The following is a 22,966-nucleotide window of genomic DNA, read 5'->3' as shown; positions in this document are numbered from 1 at the left end:
CACTGCTGTAGCGCAACAAAACACCATTTCTCAGGTAAATGTATTTATGCCCGACTCTTCCTAAACAAAAAAACGAGCTCATAAGAGCTCGTTTCAATATTAGGGTTAAAATAAATGATTCAAGGCATTAAGCGTTCGCTTGAGCAGGCTCAGCGTCAACGCCTTCTTCTTTACCAATCTCACCTTCTGTTTTTGCCACAATGGTGTTCACTGCCGTGTCGCCCACAACGTTTGAAGACGTACAGAACATGTCATTAATACGGTCAACCGCAGCAATAATTGCCAAGCCTTCAGGTGGTAAGCCTAGTTGGTGAAGCAAAACGCCTACCATTACCACGCCGCCTCCAGGAACGCCACCAGCACCAATAGATAATAGAAGAATAGTTAAACCAAGCGTGAAGATGTCTGCGGTGTTAATTGGCTGGCCAAAAGCGTTCGCAACAAACATCGTTGCTAGAGCAATATAGATAGACACACCAGACATGTTCATCGTTGCGCCCAGTGGTACACCGAAGCCAGCAACCGATTTAGAGACCTGAAGCTTTTCTGTCAGTGTACGCATCGTTACCGGGATAGTCGCGTTTGAGCTCGCGGTAGATAGAGAGAACAGAATCTGCTCACGAGTTGCACGTAGGAAAGTCTTTGGAGAGGTCCCTGTCGCAAGACTTACTGCCATTGGATAGAAGAAGAAGATCCAGAACACCAACATCGCAACCACCAAGGCCACATAACCAGCCACGGACATCAATGTATTGGCGTTTAGCGTTGCACCCAATTGAATCATTAGTGCGAACACACCATATGGCGCAAGACTCATCACTAACCCAACCAGTTTCATCATGATTTCATTTGCCATTTTGAACGTGCGGATGGCAGGACCACCACGAGAATCCAAAGCTTGAATTGCAAGACCTGTCAGAATTGCCATGAAGATGATTTGCAGCATGTCGCCGTTAGCAAACGCTTGTACTGGGTTGCTAGGAACAATGTTAACAACTAGAGAGAAAATGTCCGGCGTTTCTGTCGTCGTCAGCTGTACGGCCTCAGATACCGTTCCTGCCAGATTAGCACCCGCTCCTGGCTGGAAAATCAAACCAACAGTCAAAGCCGCCGTAATCGCAATGATGGTGTTAAGAATGTAGAGGGTAAAAGTTTTTCCACCAAGACGACCAAATGCACTGATGTCTTTCAAGTCAACAATGCCGCATACGATTGAAACGTAAACTAAAGGAACAACAAGCAATTTGATCAGCGAGACAAACATGCCGCCAACGCCTTCTGCTGCTCCAAGTAGGTATGTATCAAAAATCGCAATACCGCTAAATAAGTACTGAATTGCTGTTCCCAGCACAAGGCCGGCAAACAAGCCTATAAAAATCTTACTAGAAAGCGATTTATCCATTATAAATCTCCGATATGTTGTGTTTGCTATTTACATCTTTGTAGTTATATATGCTTACTTTTAAAGCATTAGTCGCAAATCATACACACGAAGGTTACAAAATAAAGTGACAATTTACATTTTTGTTAACGGAATTGTTGTAGAAAAAATGACTATCTTTACATTCCTATGCAGGAAAAACATTCACACAACGAATGATTACAATTACTTATAGCCCTCTTCGTTCATAAACACGCAGTGAGATGAGAAGAAATCTCCTATAGGAAAATAATTAACCAATAAGAAAAAATATGAAGGGGATCAAACTTCCATTTTATCGATATACAATGAAGCTCATTACAACAACTTACGTTTAAAACAAAAAAGCGCCCATCAAAAAATGATGGGCGCTTTATATTTGAAAACAGGCAGTTAAGGTTATTTAGCAACCATTACCATTGCCGGACGAATCACACGGCCGTTTAGTTCGTAGCCTTTTTGCATAACAAACATAACTGTGTTTGATTCATGATCAGGGCTCTCCTGAATCGACATCGCTTGATGGAACTCTGGGTTAAATGCTTCACCTTCAGGGTTGATTGCTTTCAAGCCAAATTTCGCTACAACGTCTACAAACGTTTTATGTGTTAACTCAACACCTTCTAGGAACGGCTTAACCGTTTCATTCTCTGTATCTGCCGCTTGAATTGCACGCTCTAGGTTATCAATAACAGGAAGCAACTCTTCGGCAAACTTGTTCAACGCAAACTTACGTGCTTTATCGATTTCTTGCTCGGTACGACGACGCATGTTTTCTACTTCAGCTTTAGAACGCAACACCGCATCTTGCTGCTCTTTTACTTTTGCCTCGCTAGACAATAGTGCCGCTTCTAGTTGAGCAATCTTAGCGTCTGTCTCATCACCAATTTCTTCAAGCTCAGCTTCTACTTCTTGTGCTTCAGCTTCTACTTTTTCAGCCTCTTCGATGATTTGATCAAGCTCTTCTTCTGTAACTTTGTTTTCTTCGTTGCTCATGATATCTCCAGAATTCAACATAATGCCCTTAAAGCCATGCGCGTTTTTGCGGGCTTTAACCACATAAAAATTCGCATATTTAGGTGACTTGCCATTATTATGGGGATGAAGATTCCTGATTCAAGCCTCTTTAATGCGGAAATGCTATGAAAAATCCATGTAACGTGATCGCGATTATCGGAAAACCAAGAGATCAACAAGCAATTCAAACTCATAAAGAGTTGTACCAATGGCTGACCTCTGAAGGCTATAAAGTATTTATTGACGATCGCCTTGCCGCAATACTGGATGATATCCCGCAGAGTCAATTTGCCAGTTTAGTTGAACTAGGAAAAAATGCCGATCTAGCCATTGTGGTTGGTGGGGATGGCAACATGCTAGGCGCGGCAAGAATTTTATCCCGATTTGATGTTCCAGTCATAGGGGTGAACCGTGGAAACCTAGGCTTCTTAACTGACTTAAACCCAGACGAGTTCCAAGCGTCTCTGCAAGCGGTACTCGACGGTGAGTATATTGAAGAAGAGCGCTTTCTCTTAGAAGCGGAAGTACACCGTCACGGGCAAATTAAAAGCCACAACGCTGCGCTAAATGAAGCTGTACTTCACCCAGGGCAAATTGCCCATATGATTGAATTTGAAGTGTACATTGATGAAAGCTTCGCCTTCTCTTTACGAGCAGATGGTTTGATTGTCTCTACACCAACGGGCTCGACCGCATATTCGCTTTCTGGCGGCGGTCCAATTCTTTCGCCGAGCTTGAATGCCATTTCACTCGTGCCAATGTTCCCTCATACCTTGTCGAGTCGACCTTTGGTGGTTGATGGAAAGCGTCGAATTAAATTGGTGGTGTCACCAGAAAACCGAGGAACACAAGAAGTTAGCTGTGATGGACAAGTGTCTCTCCCTGTTTCTCCAGGAGACGAAATCCACATCTATCAAAGTCCAAATGTGCTCAAACTCATCCATCCCAAAGACTACAGCTACTATCACGTTTTACGTAACAAGCTTGGTTGGTCTAGTAAATTATTCTAACACTTGTTACTCAGGGAAATGACTTCAATAAAAAAGCCAGCAGCTTAATTGCCACTGGCTTTTGGCTTTCTTAGACAAGAAATAGACACAAAGTAGTGAGGCGACACGATATTTGCTGTCATTAAAGAGAAGTTTATAAATTTTGATCCTGTGGGCAAAGTTTACACAAAAGATAGAAAAGCAAATTCAATGATCTATGTCCGGTGATATTCTCACCATGAATAGAGTATTAACTCTATTTCATAAAATCAATAAAGGACATATTATGAAGAAAACCATCATTCTGTCTGTTCTCAGTACATTAGCACTTATTGGCTGCCAATCAGAGGAAACGCAAGTCAACAGTGTATCCAACGCAAAAGCGGAAGATATCACTAAGACGAAGCGTGCCCTCGCTCAACAATTGAGTGAGAACTATGCTGCCATTGAACCCATGTTGAGAAGAGATATTACTCCACAACAGACTAGCGTCTCTGTATCAGCATTTGTTCAACAAAACCCCAACTCCGAGTTTAGCCGTCAGCTTGTACAAGCTGACACTCAAATTCGTAGCTGGAAAGGTATTTCTGAATACTCAGATCAGTTGCTGGAAGTTCGTTTAGCGAATGAGAGCATGATAACAGCATGGCAAAGTGGCGAGGTCGAGCCATTATTTGCATTTGAACCAAGTGGTGATGATGAGAATTGGCAATATATCGAAGCATTTGATGTGTATGGCAACATCCATCAACTCGATGTTTACCAACTCCCTGAGATACCTGTACTCGTTGTTGATAACAACAGCTCTGCAGAGCTAAAAGCAGGCTTGCAAGCTATGCAAGCTGAGATGAAAAAACTCGGTCAGCCAGCTTTAGTTCAACCATATATTGCTGATGAACAACGCCAAAATGCACCGCTATTGTCAAGTAGCACAGTGGGCGAAGCGGCTCCAATTCAAACAACGCAGTTGAAAAAGATCCGTCTAGCCGATGACAAAGAACCTTGGATCTCTGGCAAGGCAGAAATCTACGCTATCGTAACGGGCGTTAATCCAAGTCGTGATGAACCGACTCTCGATTTAGTAGAGCTTCCATACTTAGACTACGATAACCAAGATTACTACCCAAATCAGATCATTATTCACTGGTCTCGTTACCGCTGGGGCGCTGCGGATATCGTGCTCATGGAACAAGATGATGGTACAGACTATAAACAGTTGGCAAAACTCCTTGTTCAAGTTGCCGAAGAAGTATTGAAAGCGATTCCAGATCCAGAAGTTCAGGCTTACGCGATTATTCCGCAAATCACGAATAAGATCATCGACACTATCCCTGACGGCGTCCTAACGAATGATGATGACTTCGTCGACGTTTACTACACACTAATGCAAGACACATCATACGTGGATCATCCAGGTGCTGGTGTGAATGCAGTAGTCACATTAGAGCCGCTCACGATTAACCCAACTCGTCCGTAACCTGTTCAATTTTAATGAGTCGTTGTAATCACTTCGGCTCATTTTTCCCACTTCATCACAAAAAAGCACCCCACACAGAAATTTTTTCTCACCTGTCTTTACTGTATAAAGAAACAGTATATACTGTTCTCTTATACAGTGTTGTTCAGTTATACAGGTAAATAAAAATGCTGGCTCATCTAAGTGTTAATAATTTTGCGATTGTTAAGTCTTTACAACTCGAGCTGTCTAAGGGCATGACCACCATCACAGGTGAAACAGGCGCGGGTAAATCCATTGCTATCGATGCACTTGGGCTCTGCTTAGGCGGACGAGCCGAAGCTGGCATGGTTCGACAAGGTGAAGAAAAAACCGAAGTTAGTGCCGCTTTTTTACTGGACAACAACCTACATGCAACGCGTTGGCTAGAAGATAACGATCTGCTTGATGGCAGTGAATGTATTTTGCGTCGCATCATCACAAAAGAAGGTCGCTCAAGAGCCTTCATTAATGGCAGTCCTGTCCCACTATCACAACTCAAATCTCTAGGGCAACTGCTGATCAATATCCATGGGCAACACGCTCATCATCAATTGATGAAAAGCGAACACCAAATGGCTATGCTCGACCAATATGCAGGTCATCTGAACCTACTAAAAAGCACACGAAGTGCTTACCAACATTGGCGTCAGGCAGACAATAACCTCAAGCAACTAAAAGAAAATAGCCAGCAAAACCAGGCGCAAAAACAGTTGCTTGAATACCAAATCAAAGAACTAAATGAGTTATCGCTAGGTGAAGAAGAATTTGCAGAGCTCGAGCAAGAGCACAAACGACTATCCAATAGTGGTGAACTCGCCACTACCTGTCAGCAAGCCATCGAACTTATTTACGAAGGTGAAGAAGTCAATGCGCTTGGTATTTTGCAATCGGCCAATCACTCCCTAATTCAACTAGCTGAGTTAGATGAAAAGCTATCTGAGCTACCCAACATGTTGTCAGAAGCGATGATTCAACTGGAAGAAACGAAGAATGAATTACGCAGTTATCTAGATGGCATCGATGTGGATCCTGCTCGTATGGCTTATGTAGAAGAACGTTTTTCTAAAGTGATGTCTGTTGCTCGCAAACACCACGTGATGCCAGAAGAACTATACCAACATCACCAAGATCTTCTGGCCCAAGTAGAAGCGTTAGATTGCTCTGATGAACGTTTAGATGAACTCGCGCAAGAAGTGGAACAAAAGTACCAAAGCTTCCTAAACCAAGCAGAAAAACTACACAAATCACGCAGCCGTTACGCTAAAGAGCTGAATAAGCTGATCACGCAAAGCATGCACGAATTGAGCATGGAAAAAGCGGTATTCAATATCGAAGTCAGCAATGAAAACACACACCCATCACCACTTGGCATGGACAGTGTGTGCTTCTTAGTATCGACCAACCCAGGACAGCCATTGCAACCTATAGCAAAAGTTGCGTCAGGCGGTGAGCTATCACGCATCTCATTAGCTATCCAAGTGATTACCGCTCAGAAAGTGGATACACCAAGCTTGATCTTCGATGAGGTGGATGTCGGTATTAGTGGTCCAACAGCAGCTGTAGTCGGCAAAATGCTACGCAAGCTTGGCGAGTCTACTCAGGTATTGTGTGTCACTCACCTCCCTCAAGTTGCGGGTTGTGGCCATCAACAAATGTTCGTGGCTAAACAAACAAAAGCTGGCCAAACCGAAACACAAATGCACGCATTAGATGAACAACAACGTGTGGCAGAATTAGCTCGCCTACTTGGAGGTAGCCAAATTACAGATTCTACCCTTGCAAACGCCAAAGAGCTCCTCATCGCCGCTTAGCCATGCTCTTCCAAAGATAGAGTCACGAACACTGCTCCGTGACTCTACCTCCCCCATCACCATATCAAAGTGCTTGGGTGCTGATTCCCTTTCGAAATAATGGTCAGTGCCACCCCGTAGCTCAATAACTTGGCTATTTGTCATTAGTTACCGCTTAAACTGGATAGAAAACCGCTCATCGACATAAACATACATGTGAGAGAATCAATAAATGCAACTCAACTCAAAATTCGTTGTCAGATTTCCTATCATACGACGCATAGCTTTTTACATCTGCGTCGAGCTTGTTTATTATCAGCGCAGTATTTTAAAGGTTACTAAGAAATTATTATGCAATTAAAGAAGTGGTTAGTTGCCGTACCATTAGCAATGACATTGCTGACAGGATGTTCGGTATTGGAAAAACTGGTTTATCGCATTGATATCAACCAAGGCAACTATGTAGAACAAAGTGCGGTAGATAAATTAAAGTTTGGGATGACTAAAGCACAGGTTCGCTTCGTACTAGGGTCGCCAATGCTTATTGAAAACGGCTACCCAAACACTTGGTACTACATTTATCACCATACTCCTGGTCACGGTGATCCAGTGCAAAAAGACCTGATCGTTAACTTTAACGACCAAGGCACGCTCGCAGATATCAGTGGTGACTTCCCAAAAAGTGACGCATTTTACGAGCAGATTCAGTAAACGACTTTTGCAAAAAACCTCTCACATGAGAGGTTTTTTATTATCTAGATATCGCGCAATCACACTTTGAATCAATGACGCCATCCATTGGGATTGATATCAAGTCTACTTATTCTTACGTACAGAGCTAGGCTTACCACCGGTGACTGGGTCTGCATTCCCCTCGGCTTTAGCCTGCTCCGCCCGCTTACGACGAATCTCTTTCGGGTCTGCGAGTAACGGACGATATATCTCTATTCGATCTCGATCTCGAACGGTCGCATCTAACTTCACATTACGACTAAACACACCCACTTTATTCTTAGATAAATCAATTTCAGGGTATAACTCTAACACGCCAGATTGTCGAATGATCTCTTCTACCGTTGCGTGATTATTCACCACTAAATTAAATACACGCTGTTCATGAGGAAGAGCATAGACAACCTCTACGTGAATCATATCTGACTCAATACTCATAACACTCGTAGACCTGTTTTGCGCGTTTAGTGAATGCATTTACCATGTTACTGGTAAGCTCGTTAAAAACCTTACCGAAGGCCATCTCAATCATTTTACTTGAGAATTCAAACTCAAGCTTTAGCTCAACCTTGCAAGCTTGCTCATCTAGCGCGGTAAAAATCCAACCACCACGCAATGTCTTAAACGGACCATCCACCAAATTCATCATAATTGCTTGGCCTGGGATCAGCTCATTTGAAGTAGTAAACGTTTTGCTGATACCAGCCTTCGCCACATCGACAGAAGCCACCATACCATTACCCGAAGACTCAATGATTCTAGAGCCCGAGCAACCAGGCAGAAACTCAGGGTATTTAGCAACATCGTTAACCAGATTGAACATCTGTTCAGCACTAAAAGACACAAGCGCAGAACGGCTGACTTGCTTCATACATACTCCTATCGATACATGTACAGATTTAAAGCTCCTGCCAATTTTACTTTTATTCCACGATTGCGCAAATAAAAGGATTTCCTATCCGATATCCAACCCGTATAATGTCGCTATTATGGCAAAGAAAAAAACGAAACAAAAAGCGGGTAGCAATACTATCGCGCTGAATAAAAAAGCTCGCCACGAGTATTTCATCGATGATGAAATCGAAGCTGGCTTGGAGCTCCAAGGTTGGGAAGTGAAAGCCCTTCGCCAAGGTAAAGCCAATATTTCTGAAAGTTACGTATTTATGCGTGACGGTGAAGCCTTTGTGAGTGGCATGACAATCACTCCTTTAAATCAGGCATCGACACACGTTGTGGCGAACCCCACACGTGTGCGTAAACTACTAATGAGTCGTCGTGAACTAGACAACCTATTCGGACGTGTGAACCGTGAAGGTATGACATTAACGGCGCTCTCTCTGTACTGGTCTCGCTCTTGGGTGAAACTAAAAATTGGCGTAGCAAAAGGTAAAAAGCTGCACGATAAACGTACGGATTTAAAAGAAAAAGACTGGGCAAGAGAGAAAGCACGTGTAATGAAGAGTACACTGCGTTAATCTTGACCAATTAAACGCATAGTACTGGACAGTCAATGCTTTTCTGTTACTATGCGAATATTACCTGGGGCTGATTTAGGATTCGACGGGAATTCAGAAGTCTGAGGTGCATGCCGAGGTGCGGTAGGCCTCGTTAACAAACCGCAAAAAAATAGTCGCAAACGACGAAAACTACGCACTAGCAGCTTAATAACCTGCTCAGAGCTCTCTCGCCCTAGCTTCCGCACGTAAGACGGGGAATAACGAGGGATCAAACCCAAACGCGCTAGCCCGGATTCTCCCGCCTGAGAGATGAACGGCGAATTTTAATTCAGGCTAGTCATTCATTAGCGTGTCGGTTCGCAGGTGGGTGGCGAAATTAAAGATCGACTAAGCATGTAGTACCAATGATGAACGGTTTTCGGACGCGGGTTCAACTCCCGCCAGCTCCACCAATCACTAGTAACGGGACGTCTCAGGACGTCCCGTTTTATTTTCTAAACCCTTGTCCCATCTAGCTTTAAGTGGTTCAGGGCGTCTCATCAAGATTCACTTAATCTCAGTCATTTAGTAACATTCTGCGTAACACTAACCAATAACAACACAAATTGGTGTTACATCAGAAAGGAACCATTAAAATGGCTAAGCAAATCAAGCCTTTATCACCAACTCAAGTAACCAAAGCTAAGCCCTTAGAGAAAGAATATTCGCTTGCCGATGGCAACGGTCTGTACTTACGTATAAAGCCCAATGGCGCAAAACTTTGGATTTTCAACTACATCCACCCAACAACTAAAAAACGTAAGAACATCAGCCTTGGTGCATTTCCCGACATAACTCTCGCGTCCGCGAGAGAAAAAACAAGAGAGATGCGCCAACAGGTCGCTGAAGGTATTGATCCAAAAACTCACAGGGATAACCAACTCATTACCGCACAGATAGCTCAGTCATCAACTCTTAAATCAGTTGCCGAAGAATGGTTTGAAGTAAAAAAGCATGACGTTTCGGAAGACTATGCCAACGATATCTGGCGATCTCTGGAGCTACATATCTTTCCCAACCTCGGTAACATGCCGATAAGTGAGCTAACTGCCCCAATTGTGATTCAAGTTTTACGACCAGTAGAAGCAAAGGGCGCATTAGAGACAGTTAAACGAGTATGTCAGCGAATAAATGAAGTGATGAACTACGCAGTGAATTGCGGAAAGATTCAGTCCAACCCATTATTCGGGATAAAGCATGCATTTAAAAAGTCGAAAGCTGATCACATGAGTACTATCAGCCCAGACGAACTTCATACTCTTATGCAAGCGATGTCGTTAGCCAATATTAAGCTTGCTACCCGCTGCGCTTTTGAATTCCAACTCCACACCCTCACCCGTCCTGTTGAGTGTGCCGCTGCTGAATGGAGTGAAATTGATTTCGAAAACAAACTTTGGGTCATTGGCAAAGAGAAAATGAAAATGAAGCGCGACCACAGAATCCCTCTTTCAGATGCTTCTATTCAGCTTTTAAACTTTATGAAGCCCATCTCCTACGGACAACGCTATGTCTTCCCCAGTTCAAAGTCAGTTGACCAGCACATGAACAGTCAGAGCGTCAACGCAGCTCTAAAACGTGCAGGAATGAAAGGAAAGCTGGTAAGTCACGGTATGCGTTCCATCGGCAGTACAGCGCTCAACGAACAGGGCTTCAACAAAGATGCTATTGAGCTGTGTCTAGCACACGTAGACAAGAACACGATTCGTGACATCTACAACAATGCTGAATATCTGGAAGAGCGACGAAAGATCATGGATTGGTGGAGCAATTTCATACTTGATGCTTCTAAAAACGCCAACACTATAGCAAAATCCGAAACTTAAGTGACTAACATCACATTTTTAATGATGTGTGGGTGATTTTGTATTGACGATGAGAATCATCCACATTATTTTAAATCGCGTCTAAATATTTAATTTTCACTTAGGAAACAGACATTTAAAGTCCGCTCCGCGGCAACAGCCTTATGCTCGTTAAACTTCGGTTTAACTATTTTTTATTGTTTTAGCACTAACTTAATTTTCTGAGTCTTTTTTAAGACTTCTTTATTTTATTACATACACAACACCATCCCTCCTGTTGCGAAGGGTGAGGCTGTTACCAACATAAAGGTTTCAGTCCTAGGTTATTATTGCTTTGCTGAAGTTAAATTTCAGTGGGTCAGTGTAAGTATTAGAATATGAAGGCGGTGCTAGACATGAATTAACATAGGTTATCGTTATGTCTGTAAATACAACTCCTCTTCTAAAAATCGTACGTAAATCTGACGTTCTACAACGCGTACCCTTCTCAAGAGCGACTCTCCACCGCAAAATTAACGATGGAACATTCCCACCTTCAATTCCCCTTGGTGCAAACTCTGTTGGTTTCTTGTCTCATGAGGTCGATGCAATTATCGCAGCCATGGCACTAGGCAAAGATCTACAGCAAACTGTTTCTCATCTTGTTGAGCAAAGACAGTCTCTTTTCGACAACAGTCTCTATGCATTAGCCGCATAACTAAAAACTCTCACTAAGCACAAATAAATCAATTGTTTACTGCATGCTTTAGCATGCTGGTAAAAGTGCAGAGTTCTTTAGTTATATATATTACTTAGAAACTTTGCACTTTTACGTTCTACTAGGAATAAGAATAAATGAACGTTATCGCGCAATCTCAAGCCTCAGAACATACACTGGTTCGTTCAACAGAGTCCTGCTCAGTCGCCATTCTTAACGGCGAGTCTCTAAGCTTCGATCATGACAAGTACAGGGTCGTTGCTGTTCGCAACGACAAAAACAACCTGGCTGAAGTTATCCGCTATTACCGTGATGCTGGCTTCAATAACATCAAGTTAATCATTGATTCAAAAAAGCTCCCTGCTCAAGCTGTGGATTTCATGATGATTAATTATCGCGACGCTAGGTGTGATCTTTATGATTTAGCATCAAAGCGACTCTACAGTCTGAAAGACTACAACGATACAATCCAGTATCTATCTCTTTGCTATCAGTTGACGAATTGCGGCATGCTGGGTGACGAAATCATTGACTGGCTAGCTAAAAAATTAGTCCGTACAATTCCTCTGATCTGTTCCGATGCTCAATCATGCTTGAGGACTTACCGCCTCTATCTTCACAAAGACAGTAATTTCCTAAGCAAAGTTTTAGATTGCCTTGAACTACAGCTACACCACTACCATTCGTCAGTTCAAGATTTTATGAAGCTTAGAACGCCGACGAAAACAATCCGTACTTCAACTCTCGACTGTCCAGAAGTGTGCGAAGCGCTAGCCAATGAGCGAACCCTTGCGATTAAATCTGCAACAGGGACTGGTAAAACGAAACACGTCTTTGGCCCTATTACTCAGCTAGCTGAGCAAAACAATAAATCAGTGGTATATCTTTCTCACCTGATGGCTTTAGTAGAACAATACTGCATTCAAAATCATGCGGTCAGCTATACCACTCAAAACTTAACTCAGCTTGAACAGTCGAAAGCGATGGGATTAGTCGTCAATAGTGTGTGGAAAGCGCATATCCAAGCATATTGCCACAATGCTGATACCTTGATTATCGATGAGTTTGAGAAAGTAATTTCAACAGTTGTGTGCTCGGAGCATTCACTACAAATGCCCAAACAACGCGTCTTTCATTGCTTGTCTGATATTATTCGCTCCATTCCACAAGTCATTGTGGGGGATGCTGATCTTTCCGATATTAGTTTAGGCTTCTTGAAGGATTTACGAGGTGACGTGACTTTAATCCACTGCGACAAAAACCCATACATGGGAATTGAAGCAGTTATCACAGATAAAAATCAGTACCTTTATAGTCAGGGTGATCTCAAGTCCAAACTATTGGAGGACAAGGTGTTTCTTTTTGACTCACTAGTGACGCTTCGAGGCGTTGTTAAACAACTTGGTTATGAGGACAAGCAAGGTTTAGATAGTGAGACTGCGGCTCTAAACGATGGTGTGCTAGTCATTCACGGGGAGAATAAAGGAATGGACGCACAACGTGCTTTTCTGGCTAACCCGAATGAAGAAATCTCCAAATACAAAGCGATTATCGCTTCTCCCTGTCTAGGGTCAGGCTTCTCAATCGTCAAAGATTTCGCTAATAGAGTTATCGTATTCTGTGACAAAACACTAAATCCATTTGAACTAGTTAACTTCGCACGTCGATTCCGCAAAGCAAAGGAGATTTGGTTTACTGTAGATGCCCATCAAGACTTCTTCTGCCGACCGACAAGAGAAAGAGTCTACAATGCGAATATTCACTCAGCGCCCACAGACAACCTAGAGATTGCATTCGGTAACGTGAAATCACAGTTCACCGCACCTCTGGGACTACATCTATGGATCACATTGAAGGAACTCGGCTTTCATGTAGATTCGCTGCCATCCTCTGTGTACTCACAGAGCTGTGGGTCTAAAACGAACAAGCAATATTTAAAAGCTTACAGAGAGGCGTTAGTCAACGCCATTATGCAAGCTGTCGATTTAAACCAGCATGATATCAAACGGCTTATGAAGGCAGATAAGCGCACAGCTAGTGACAACGCAGCCATCTCGAAGCATACAATCAAAAGCTACTATCAGCTGACTGAAGTCACGAAAGAAGATGTCGAGTTTCATTTCCTGTTTTCTAAGAACAGAAAGCTCTTCGACAAGCTATTTTCTGTTCCAGCGCCGAACGAAGATAACAGCACACACTCAAAATATCGCCGCTTGGCGAATTTAATCAGTGAGAGTCTGTTCAACGGACATCAGTTTAATTCTCAATCTCCTTCTATCATGGTCCATAGGGAGCAGGTTTTAGGGTTTATTAATCTGATGATCGAGAGTCGGGACTTAGTCAATTGGACACTGCACAAAGATACTCACATCCCCCTATCACTCAACAAAAACAGCACGACAAATAAAAAGATGCTGTATTTTGGACAACTCATGAAGTCTCTGGGTTTTGAAATCGGTAGATTTAGCGGAACAACAAATAAAGCGAAGCTATCTCTTTCCCAAAGAACATCTAACTACGCAAAACTAGACGGCTTTAGAGACAGTGAAAGCTAAAGAATTGAGAATTGGCAGCATATATATGCTGCCAATTGGACTAACAATAGAAGTTATATGGCAAGCTTACTTTCAGTACACTCTTCTGGATTAGATTCCTTTTCTTGCATAATGAATGGAACTAATAGTTCAGCAACAGCTGTAAAGACAGGAACAACTACCGAGTTGCCAAACTGCTTATAAGCACTAGTATCTGCACATACAATATTGAAATCCACATCGCCTTCACAGCGCAGCTCTTCTGGCTTCTCAAACCCCATTAACCTTGCACACTCTTTAGGAGAAAGGCGTCTAGGTGTGCGATATTCTGGGTTAAACGAATCATAGCTAACATAACGCCCAAATCTTTCGTTATACTCTGACTCAGCTTCTTTTCTCAGTTCAGACAACTTTGCATTTGTTGCTTTAGGTTCACTCTGTAAATACTCAGTTACCTTCTTATCGACATATGCATGTCTTTCTTGTATTTTTTGGATACACTCTGCTTTTCTGCTTTCTAAATAACTGGTTTCCAAACCATTATGGTTTATAAGTATCTCAGAGCCATCTTTATGGTAACGCGCAGATAAAGTACGCGTTACTGCGCTTTCATCATTAGGATCAACTAAACCAAAACCAAAACCATTGCCTTGAGTTTGATGTTTAAGAGCATAGTTATACAAATAATTCCATAAATTTGGAGTAAGTTTATAACGATCTAACTCTTCAGGTGATAACTCGCATAAAACATCCCGCAGAGTTAAACGCTTTTGCGGTTTAGGTAAGTTAACCAGAGAAAATTGATCATAAGTTAAATCTAAATCTTTTCTAAACCCAACCAGAACAACCCTTTCTCTATGCTGAGGGAGAAAGTCAGCGCCATCTATAACTACAGGTTCTTTTTTCCTTTTACGAACCCTCTCTATGGCAGCCTCTATATCATCTCCTTCATTAGTGATGTCAGCAATCCAATATCCAAGCTTATCCAAAGCTCTGACAATTACTGCAAAAGTATTACCTTTATCATGACTTTTTAAGTTCTTTACATTCTCTAAAACGAAGAACTTTGGCTTTCTAGCTTCTAGTATTTTTTCTACATCAAAGAACAGTGTTCCTTGAGTATCACAATCGAATCCATGGGAACGTCCCATAGAATTCTTTTTTGAAACTCCAGCTATTGAAAAAGGTTGACAAGGAAAACCTGCAAGTAACACATCATGTGCAGGAATGTGCTTGCGAATATGAGAAATTTTCTCTTCTTCCGTAGCCATTTTGTCAGCACTTAGTGTTATGTTGGTTATGTCCATATATTTCTGATTTTTATCAGGGTTCTCGTCTTCACTATCAATAAAGTATGGGAGTTCACTCTCACCTACATAGTGATTGGCTAGATACGTCTTTCTTGCTTTATCATCCCACTCAGAGGTAAATACACACTTCCCACCAACCTGTTCAAACCCTTTTCTCAATCCACCGATTCCAGCAAAAAGATCAACAAAGGTAAACTTGGGATTGTCCCAATGCTTTGGTTTAGGCGGTAGCAGTTTCTTAGAGATATATGCTCTCTCTTTTTCAGATAACAATAGTGGATGCTTATCAGGATCTTTCTTCCAGTTACTAAGCGCTTTCCTATCTGTTTTAAATCCAAGTTCGTTCAATTTACGAGCTAAGTTCTTTTGATCGTAGATCTCTATTAAGAGTTTGATTAATCTTGAACTAACATACTTGTCTTCTCGATGTAGCTTCTCATAAAGCTCATCGCCAAGTCTGATAACGTTATCAAGCATGGGAGGTTTGTGCTCACTTCTGGTACATGTTTGACCCATTGTACCAGGAGGTTGTGTTTTTATACAGTTGTAAGTGTACTAAAATAAAAAACTTTAAAGGCCAAATGTAACCATTTGATTTAAAATAAAATTAAACAAAAAGTAAGTTATGACTATGAATGATATAAAAACTTGGCTTCGGTCAAAAAGCTCTGATGACTGGTATTTTTACATTAAGAGGCTTTCAGCAAATGACACAGGTGCATCAGGAGCACATCAAGTAGGTGTCTACATACCCAAAGGTTACATGACGTTTCTGTTCCCATCCATTAATAGAATTGATACAAAAAATCCATCTCTTTATCTGACAGCAAAAACTAGCTCACATGACTTCTTAGAAAAGCAAGTAAGAGCTATCTATTACAATAATAAGTTTTTTGATGGGACACGTAATGAGATGAGAATCACTTCATGGGGAGGCTCTAAATCACCTCTACAAGACCATGAAAACACAGGTGCTATTGTAGTGCTTGCGTTCTGTAAAAATGAAGATTGTGATTCCAAGTTGATCGATGTATGGGTATGTAGAAGTTTAGAAGAAGAGAATTTTATAGAAACATTAACAGGAGAATTACTCCCTGGGCTTTCTATATTCACCGATGCTAATAAAGTAATATCAGGGAGTACTGTGAGCTATGACTGGAAATCGAAAGACTATCCAATACCAGAAGAATGGAACATTAAGTTCCCTAGCGGAACAGAAATAATAAATTACTTAACTCAGGTGTTTGATATTAAAGCTGATACCTCTGATAAAAAACTACTCCTTAGAAGGGAAGCAGAATACTCACTATTTAAAAAAATTGAAGAAGTCCATGTGCTTGAATTGATCAAGTCGGGATTCACTAGTGTCGATGACTTTATAGCTTTAGCAAACTCAATTAGTAATCGTAGAAAGTCTAGATCAGGGAAGTCGCTAGAATTACATTTAGAGCACATTTTTTTAGAAAATGGATTGACAGAGTTCGAAACACAAGCAAAAACCGAAAACAATAAAAAGCCTGACTTCCTATTTCCTTCAGCAAACGCTTACCATGATTTATCATATCCATCAGATAAACTTCGCATGCTGGCCGTAAAAACCACATGTAAAGATAGATGGAGACAAGTTCTAAATGAAGCCGATAGAATCAATGATGTCTATCTATTTACTCTACAAGAGGGCGTTTCTAAGAACCAATTTAAAGAAATGAAAGATTCAAACGTAAAACTTGTTGTCCCACGTCCCATCCATTCGAGTTTTCATAAAGATATACGGAATGAAATTTTATCACTTGAAGAGTTTATCGATAAAACTAAGTCACTAGTATTAGATTGAGTTTGTTGATCTATCCACAGCCAGCAACACACCAAGTAGATAAAGGTTCCTATCAAAAAACAGAACAACGTTCTCGGAGTATCATCGTTAGGCAGGTGTTATACATTGTAAACACTTGCTTAACATAGGTTAAAGGAGTTTCTATTTCATGACGACCGTGGAGAGAGGTGAGCAAAATCATAAGTATACCTAAGCAGAATACCGTTATATTCCTTGCATTTTTATGTGTTAATCGAATGCTCAATCTTTAGTTTTTGATGACTTGAGCGAGAACAGTGTTCTCGCAGTATCAACAGTCAGTGCACTAGCCCATTTCATAGTGACTTTCAACTAAGAGAAAACTGTTCTGATTTGAGAATAACCCTATTGTAGAACTTATAAAAACGTGAGAGGAACAAAATCTTGTCCTAATACGGATTTAGCCTAAATAGACTCATGGTATAAACATATTAATTACTAATTACCCAATTAAACAAGTTTTTATTATACATAAAAACTTTTTAGTCAAGTTGAAAAAACTCTTGATTAAGAAAAAACAATCTAATATATTAAATCCCATAGAAAGAAGAAGAGCTTCCATCTATAAAGTGGCTTAAAGAAATATTTAAAATAATATTACTTAACCTTTAAAAGTAAAAGTAATTTCTTCCACCTCACTGGTGGCTTAAAGAAAAATTAGTTTTAATACAAGTAAATGTATCACTATTTTATCCACTAATAGATGGTTACACTTCCGCGCCAACTGGCGGTTAAGCGTCGGATAAAAAGGTCGAGTTTATCTCGGCCTTTTTATTATTAATTGTAATACTGTTCTCAGAACTTTAAATTAATTCTGCAAGCTTAGCTTATTAAAAGGAAGATCCTCCTACTTATCATTCGGAACATTGTTCTTCCACACAGTTTTTTATTGATTAATCAAATACCAAATCTTTACTATTTTAAAGTTAGCATAAGAACATTGTTCTGAGTAAAGAGTCAGTTCACTCTCGATATGATTATCACGCATCAATTAGCTGCTTATTCAAAGCTAGCGAAAGGTAAGACTTCGACTGAATGTCGGCGAGAGAACTTGGTATTATTCGATAAGCTAAGCGAGAACAAGGTTCTTACAATATCGTTTAAACCTCTTAGCTAATAACTACCTCTGGTAGCTCTCCGCCTCTCAGTATCATGGAACATTGTTCTCATTGAGTACTTTCCGTTAGTTTCTTATTCCAATGGCGCTTAACCGTTGGGATCGAGATGCCAAGAGCATTTGCTGTCTTAGATTGACTCAGCCCTCTTGCCCTACATTCTTTGACTTTTTGAGTTGTGGTTAGTGCTTCTGGTCTACCAATCCGCTTACCTTCAGACTTAGCCCTAGCCTGCCCTTCTAGCGTCCGCTCCCGAATTCGATTTCGCTCAAACTCAGCAAATGCTGAGAACATTTGCAGCATCAACCGTCCCTCTGCTGAGCTTAGATCAGCGGTCGGCAGATCTAGAGATATTGGCGTTACACCTTTTTCTAACAGCATACTGATCGTATGCTGAACATCGATGTTATCTCTTCCGAGCCGATCAAGCTTTAGTACCACCAGTTTGTCCCCAGGCTCTAGTTTATGCTCAATCAACATTTTGAACTCACGTCGTTCTGTTGCAGGCACACTACCAGAAACTGTTTCATGTACAATTCGGTGTTCTTGAATATCGTAGCCAGCATTTCTGATAGCTAAGAGCTGATTTGACACAGTTTGCTCACTAGTCGATACACGACAATAAGCGAATGTCCGTCCCATACTCTCCACAATACTCTCCTTTTTGGTATCACAACTAGTATCATCAACCAGTTAGGCATCATAAAAACTAGCCCCCTACTTTATGAGACCGCAAACACTTCATTCCCGTCTGGTATCAGAAAACGGATGTTTGTTGATACTACCCTGGGATGTTTACATCTCGCTAAAGTTGACTACTTAAGTCAATAATTTTGACAAAGTACATTTGCCTTAAGAAAACCTAGAAAATAAATAAATATCCGTAAGTAACAAACATTACTCTAAATTTAAATCATCTATAATAAAAACAAAGTTACTATTAATTGCCCTTGGCAATAACGTTGACACATAAAAAATAAATTTTATTTTATTAATTTTTCATGTTATAACTATTATAACTGTTATAACTATTATAAAGTTATGACTTACTATAACGCTTGAACTTTAAAAAACAAAATTCATCGGATAAATTCATCAAAATTTGGGGGAAATTCTTCTGCCACTACTGGCACTTTCAACGCCAGCAATGGCGCATTGATTGCCAAGATTGGCAAATTCTCTTGCCACCTGCTTTAATGACGGAATTTTTAAGGCTTTTATCACTTGCCTTATACAAGCTCACAGGCTTTAACGCTGTGCAAAAAAAGAACAAAGTTAGAACACGTTGAATGTCTCATTTCTTCTTGACTTATAACGGTTACAACCATATAAACCAGGCACTCGGCATTCTTTCTCTTCCTTAATAGGTTGTCTTTTTAAACGAACTTGGGGAACATTGTTCTTTTCATCCAAATTAATAGAATTTGCTCTACGCAATGCTTCTTCATCGGAAATGTCGTTATAAACGACTTGAAATCTATTCGACTTAGTTTCACGTTCTTCTTTTGTAGATAGATAACTCATTTCACGATTACGTTTAGAATAAACCAAAACTTGAGACATATCGAAAACCCTTTTGATATATATAAATAAATTCAATGCCTATTATATTTATCAAGTAATATTATCTTTGTAAAGGACCTTTAACCACTATTTTAAAAATCACATTAACATTTAATTATTAAATAAAAACCGTTTGGTTTTTTAATTATTAAATTAGAAAAATAATAATTAGTTAAACTTCTACCTAAAAATGAAAAAGATCAGATTCTGGGCTATTAGTGATGCGATTTCTCTCCTCAAAGAACCACATATTCATCACCATGAATTCTCGGTTAGGATCCTAACCGAGAAAGAACATCGGATTCTAGCTACGATTAGTACTGCTATTTCCCCTAGCCTCATAGCAACCACGTCCATCACTACAAATTCCAAGTTAGGCTCCTAACCAAGAATGAACATCGAAGTCTGGCTGTGCGCTTAGTACTGCTATTTTCCTAGCCTAAAAGTAACCATATTCATCCCATAAATTCTCGGTTAGGATCCTAACCGAGAATAGAGAACAGATTCTGACTATTAGTGGCGCTATTCTCCCTCCTCAAAGAACCATAATCATCATAGATTTCGAGTTAGGATCCTAATTCGGACAAATAAGTCAGGAATCACTAGGGTATCAGCGACTACCGATGCTTTAACTTCAATCACAAGTGGACAAAAATATATGTCATACTTACTTTTTGTGACTATTTATGAGTATTGAAGTGAAAATCGAGACTGCATTAGAACGACTGCATAAGTTTGATAGACAAGGCATACATGTTTATCGAAAGAGTGATCTCAGGAGATTATTTTTTGATGATTCACTTACAGCATTCCAGCAAAGCTTGCTACGTTTAGTAAAAGCAGGAGTACTAGAGCGGGCGTGTAATGGTGTTTATATATTCTCATACAGCCGTCATAGGGGTGGTTATACTATTGAATACATTGCTAAATGCTTGCGACGGGGAGAGTACAATTACATCTCTCTAGAATCAGCACTCTCAGAATACAGCGTCATTTCCCAAGTGATGCTTGATCGAATCACTATCATGACAACAGGGCGTAAAGGGGAGTTTAGAACCCACTACGGAGTTATCGAGTTCACACATACAAAACGTGATGATATTGACATTATCAACAATACCATAACTTCAGATCGCCCCCTGCGGATTGCGAAAAAAGAAGCTGCGATTCGAGATTTGAAGAGGGTTGGCAGAAACACGCACTTGTTAGTGATGAATCATGATTAAGGCAGATTTGGAGACTCCCAAAAAACTGCACAACTCACTTCTGGACATAAATGAGTCAACCTGTCCCAAACTGCGTCACTTTTTCCCGCCAGTATATCACTGAACAAAGATGAGTTAACAACAATGAAATTGCTTATGTCATAAGAAAGCTAAAGGCCTTAAATGGTTGCACACCTCACTTTTACGAACGGAGTTTTTGTGTTTAAGTCGCGTGGTCATGAATATTTTTCTATAAAAAACAATACCTACAGCGATTAGAGGTTAAAATTATCAAATTCAAAGGCAAGTCTTTGATATGAATGTGATGTGATGATGATATTAACCCTGATTTATAAGAAAAGTTTTGCTAGAATCTGTGCAAATTTAATCCTAAACTCTTTACTTAGAGAACTATGTTGTCAATATGTAACCATAACACAAACAATAGTGAGAGAGATGTAATGAAATTCAGTCATTTACGCTCTACAGATCTACCTAGCATTGATGAAACGGCAAAGCGGTGTATCAACTCTGGTCAGTGGTTTTTATTTAAATCACCGACTATGTGCCAAACTAGAGCTGCAGCATATTGTTTAAAAGTAGACCAAGAGATTTACTCCCTTGATAGCTCTGGTAAACCGATTGGAATATTAAAGATTGAAACAGAGATTGTCATGGAAGAACTTTTCTACTTTGATGATATAGAAAGCCCTTCCTCACTAAGCAATCAACTAATAGCATAACAATAATTATGAGCTTAATTAACAGTAGCACTAAGTGGGTGCTATTTTTGGCTACGCATGAGGCTATGCCAGAAACTCGACATATTCATGATCTTGTTTTTGGTGTTATGTGCCTAGAACAGGCTGGTATTAATCCTGACGACATCTTCATTTATATAGACGGTGACAATAAATCTTCAATATCTTCAATCTTTAAAATGGGCACAACCCACTCTTATCCAATTAAAGATACTAACGATTTTTTTCAAGATCTAGAAACTTACTCGCATGACAACCTTGTAATGTTTGTAAGTGGGCACGGCAGCCTTGATGGCATTGCAGCATCTCCGAATATCAGCCCTCATAAGCTCACTGATGCTTTAAAACGTTCCCCTGACCTACAGCACTCCATTGTTTATCTTGGTCAGTGTTATGCTGGCATATTTAACTACATGAATGTTGCACCTTCGGAAGAGTCTCCCAATAGTGTGATATTTATTGGCGCGACTGGCTTGCATGAAAGCCTTAGCATCCCAACAAAGGAAGTATTTCTGGGAAGCACAGACGGATTTCCTTGGCTTGCAAACGTCTTTTTACTTCATATTTTTAAATGGATTTCAGCTCCTAAAGATGTTGATAATGATAGCAAATTGACCATTATAGACTCTTATAAATATGCGGGGGTTCATAGCAACATGAGCAGAAAAGATAGTAAATTATCTTCCTTTCATCATTTATCGAGATCATCGGTTGCTCTAGCCGAAGCAATCAAAGAGTTAGAATCGGCTCAAAAGGCTCATGAAAAGTGCCTTGAAAGGGTTCAGCTGGCTCCTACAGGTAGAGATGTACTCACCCATTTGACAGTTGCAAAGGGAACTTCTCAAGCTCTTATGATGGCTCAATTGAAATGCAGAGGTTGTGAACAACAGTATATTCAACAATCTAGCACATATAACGTTCACCAAGAATGCTGGATACTCAACTCAATACCAGCACAATCACTTGAACTCTAATTAAGCCTGTAGCATGAATTAGGGCTTAATTTTGAAATATCCTTAACCTAGAATGTTTGAGCTTAATGAGCAAGCTATTGATTAGATACCCAATCGATTGTAATTGTATTGGCATGTGAACGCTGCCTAATTTAAGTTGATAGTCACACTTAACAAATTTTGGGGCATCAGTGTGCGAGCAGTGACCGCTCTGGCACGTCTCTGGATAGAA

Annotated in this window: 19 protein-coding genes and 1 other RNA gene; 13 read left to right on the top strand and 7 right to left on the bottom strand. The window is 40.4% G+C overall.

The genetic code is table 11. The features are described from left to right. Positions 1 to 127 precede the first annotated feature (127 nt). Together MTR11_RS03930 and grpE are read right to left on the bottom strand one after the other, a co-directional pair. Positions 128 to 1,402 (bottom strand): dicarboxylate/amino acid:cation symporter, encoded by a 1,275-nt coding sequence (locus tag MTR11_RS03930; protein ID WP_012842090.1) that lies wholly within the window; start codon positions 1,400 to 1,402, stop codon positions 128 to 130. 417 nt (positions 1,403 to 1,819) lie between these two features. Next, positions 1,820 to 2,416 (bottom strand): nucleotide exchange factor GrpE, encoded by a 597-nt coding sequence (gene grpE / locus MTR11_RS03925; protein WP_012842091.1) that lies wholly within the window; start codon positions 2,414 to 2,416, stop codon positions 1,820 to 1,822. Between the two features lie 146 nt (positions 2,417 to 2,562). Between grpE and nadK the strand changes: the two genes are divergently transcribed. From nadK to bamE, 4 genes are all read left to right on the top strand, one after another. After that, the gene (gene nadK, locus MTR11_RS03920) at positions 2,563 to 3,447 is read left to right on the top strand and encodes an NAD(+) kinase (RefSeq protein ID WP_005391462.1); all 885 of its coding nucleotides are present in this window, start codon (positions 2,563 to 2,565) and stop codon (positions 3,445 to 3,447) included. Positions 3,448 to 3,712: 265 nt separating this feature from the next. Next, positions 3,713 to 4,903, top strand: coding sequence for a DUF3103 domain-containing protein (locus MTR11_RS03915; protein ID WP_243327045.1), 1,191 nt, complete (start codon positions 3,713 to 3,715; stop codon positions 4,901 to 4,903). 167 nt (positions 4,904 to 5,070) lie between these two features. Beyond that, the gene (gene recN, locus MTR11_RS03910) at positions 5,071 to 6,735 is read left to right on the top strand and encodes a DNA repair protein RecN (protein WP_104969114.1); all 1,665 of its coding nucleotides are present in this window, start codon (positions 5,071 to 5,073) and stop codon (positions 6,733 to 6,735) included. Positions 6,736 to 7,065: 330 nt separating this feature from the next. Then, positions 7,066 to 7,425, top strand: coding sequence for an outer membrane protein assembly factor BamE (bamE, locus tag MTR11_RS03905; protein WP_005391468.1), 360 nt, complete (start codon positions 7,066 to 7,068; stop codon positions 7,423 to 7,425). A 105-nt stretch (positions 7,426 to 7,530) separates the two neighbouring features. Here the strand turns inward: bamE and MTR11_RS03900 are convergent, their stop codons facing one another. Together MTR11_RS03900 and MTR11_RS03895 are read right to left on the bottom strand one after the other, a co-directional pair. Then, positions 7,531 to 7,884, bottom strand: a complete 354-nt coding sequence (locus MTR11_RS03900; RefSeq protein ID WP_005391471.1) for an RnfH family protein — start codon at positions 7,882 to 7,884, stop codon at positions 7,531 to 7,533. Further along, entirely contained in the window at positions 7,874 to 8,317 is a 444-nt protein-coding gene (locus tag MTR11_RS03895; protein ID WP_005391473.1) for an SRPBCC family protein, read from the bottom strand. Before MTR11_RS03895 ends, MTR11_RS03900 begins: the two co-directional genes overlap by 11 nt. A 118-nt stretch (positions 8,318 to 8,435) precedes the next feature. On the opposite strand from MTR11_RS03895, the gene smpB reads away from it, so the two are divergent. The 5 genes from smpB (at position 8,436) to MTR11_RS03870 (ending at position 13,996) form a co-directional block, all read left to right on the top strand. Further along, complete coding sequence (gene smpB / locus MTR11_RS03890) at positions 8,436 to 8,921, top strand: SsrA-binding protein SmpB (RefSeq protein ID WP_005391476.1); 486 nt, start codon at positions 8,436 to 8,438, stop codon at positions 8,919 to 8,921. Positions 8,922 to 8,987: 66 nt separating this feature from the next. Then, positions 8,988 to 9,355, top strand: a transfer-messenger RNA (tmRNA) gene (ssrA, locus tag MTR11_RS03885). A 183-nt stretch (positions 9,356 to 9,538) separates the two neighbouring features. Beyond that, positions 9,539 to 10,765: an integrase domain-containing protein gene (locus MTR11_RS03880; protein ID WP_243327044.1), complete on the top strand. Its 1,227-nt coding sequence runs from the start codon at positions 9,539 to 9,541 to the stop codon at positions 10,763 to 10,765. Positions 10,766 to 11,162: 397 nt separating this feature from the next. After that, the gene (locus tag MTR11_RS03875) at positions 11,163 to 11,441 is read left to right on the top strand and encodes a helix-turn-helix transcriptional regulator (protein WP_000115789.1); all 279 of its coding nucleotides are present in this window, start codon (positions 11,163 to 11,165) and stop codon (positions 11,439 to 11,441) included. Between the two features lie 137 nt (positions 11,442 to 11,578). Further along, positions 11,579 to 13,996, top strand: a complete 2,418-nt coding sequence (locus MTR11_RS03870; RefSeq protein ID WP_140382952.1) for a DEAD/DEAH box helicase — start codon at positions 11,579 to 11,581, stop codon at positions 13,994 to 13,996. 53 nt (positions 13,997 to 14,049) lie between these two features. Here the strand turns inward: MTR11_RS03870 and dcm are convergent, their stop codons facing one another. Further along, the gene (gene dcm / locus MTR11_RS03865; protein ID WP_243327043.1) at positions 14,050 to 15,762 is read right to left on the bottom strand and encodes a DNA (cytosine-5-)-methyltransferase; all 1,713 of its coding nucleotides are present in this window, start codon (positions 15,760 to 15,762) and stop codon (positions 14,050 to 14,052) included. Between the two features lie 154 nt (positions 15,763 to 15,916). Between dcm and MTR11_RS03860 the strand changes: the two genes are divergently transcribed. Beyond that, the gene (locus MTR11_RS03860; RefSeq protein WP_140382950.1) at positions 15,917 to 17,119 is read left to right on the top strand and encodes a type II restriction endonuclease; all 1,203 of its coding nucleotides are present in this window, start codon (positions 15,917 to 15,919) and stop codon (positions 17,117 to 17,119) included. 1,184 nt (positions 17,120 to 18,303) lie between these two features. Here MTR11_RS03860 and MTR11_RS03855 read toward each other — a convergent pair. Further along, positions 18,304 to 18,894, bottom strand: coding sequence for a recombinase family protein (locus MTR11_RS03855; protein WP_243327355.1), 591 nt, complete (start codon positions 18,892 to 18,894; stop codon positions 18,304 to 18,306). Positions 18,895 to 19,527: 633 nt separating this feature from the next. Further along, positions 19,528 to 19,815, bottom strand: coding sequence for a hypothetical protein (locus MTR11_RS03850; RefSeq protein ID WP_043854181.1), 288 nt, complete (start codon positions 19,813 to 19,815; stop codon positions 19,528 to 19,530). Positions 19,816 to 20,501: 686 nt separating this feature from the next. Between MTR11_RS03850 and abiEi the strand changes: the two genes are divergently transcribed. The 3 genes from abiEi to MTR11_RS03835 all read left to right on the top strand — a co-directional run bounded on the left by abiEi (position 20,502) and on the right by MTR11_RS03835 (position 22,755). Beyond that, positions 20,502 to 21,041, top strand: coding sequence for a type IV toxin-antitoxin system AbiEi family antitoxin (abiEi, locus tag MTR11_RS03845; RefSeq protein ID WP_243327042.1), 540 nt, complete (start codon positions 20,502 to 20,504; stop codon positions 21,039 to 21,041). 440 nt (positions 21,042 to 21,481) lie between these two features. Continuing rightward, positions 21,482 to 21,763: a hypothetical protein gene (locus MTR11_RS03840; RefSeq protein ID WP_140147544.1), complete on the top strand. Its 282-nt coding sequence runs from the start codon at positions 21,482 to 21,484 to the stop codon at positions 21,761 to 21,763. Positions 21,764 to 21,810: 47 nt separating this feature from the next. Then, on the top strand, positions 21,811 to 22,755 hold the full coding sequence (locus tag MTR11_RS03835; protein ID WP_203488658.1) for a hypothetical protein: 945 nt from the start codon (positions 21,811 to 21,813) through the stop codon (positions 22,753 to 22,755). Positions 22,756 to 22,966: the final 211 nt, after the last annotated feature.

The organism is Vibrio sp. CCB-PB317 (assembly GCF_022808245.1).
Taxonomy (GTDB): Bacteria; Pseudomonadota; Gammaproteobacteria; order Enterobacterales; family Vibrionaceae; genus Vibrio; species Vibrio diabolicus.
Note: the sequence above shows the minus strand (reverse complement) of the source record. Positions and strands in the feature narration are given on the sequence as shown.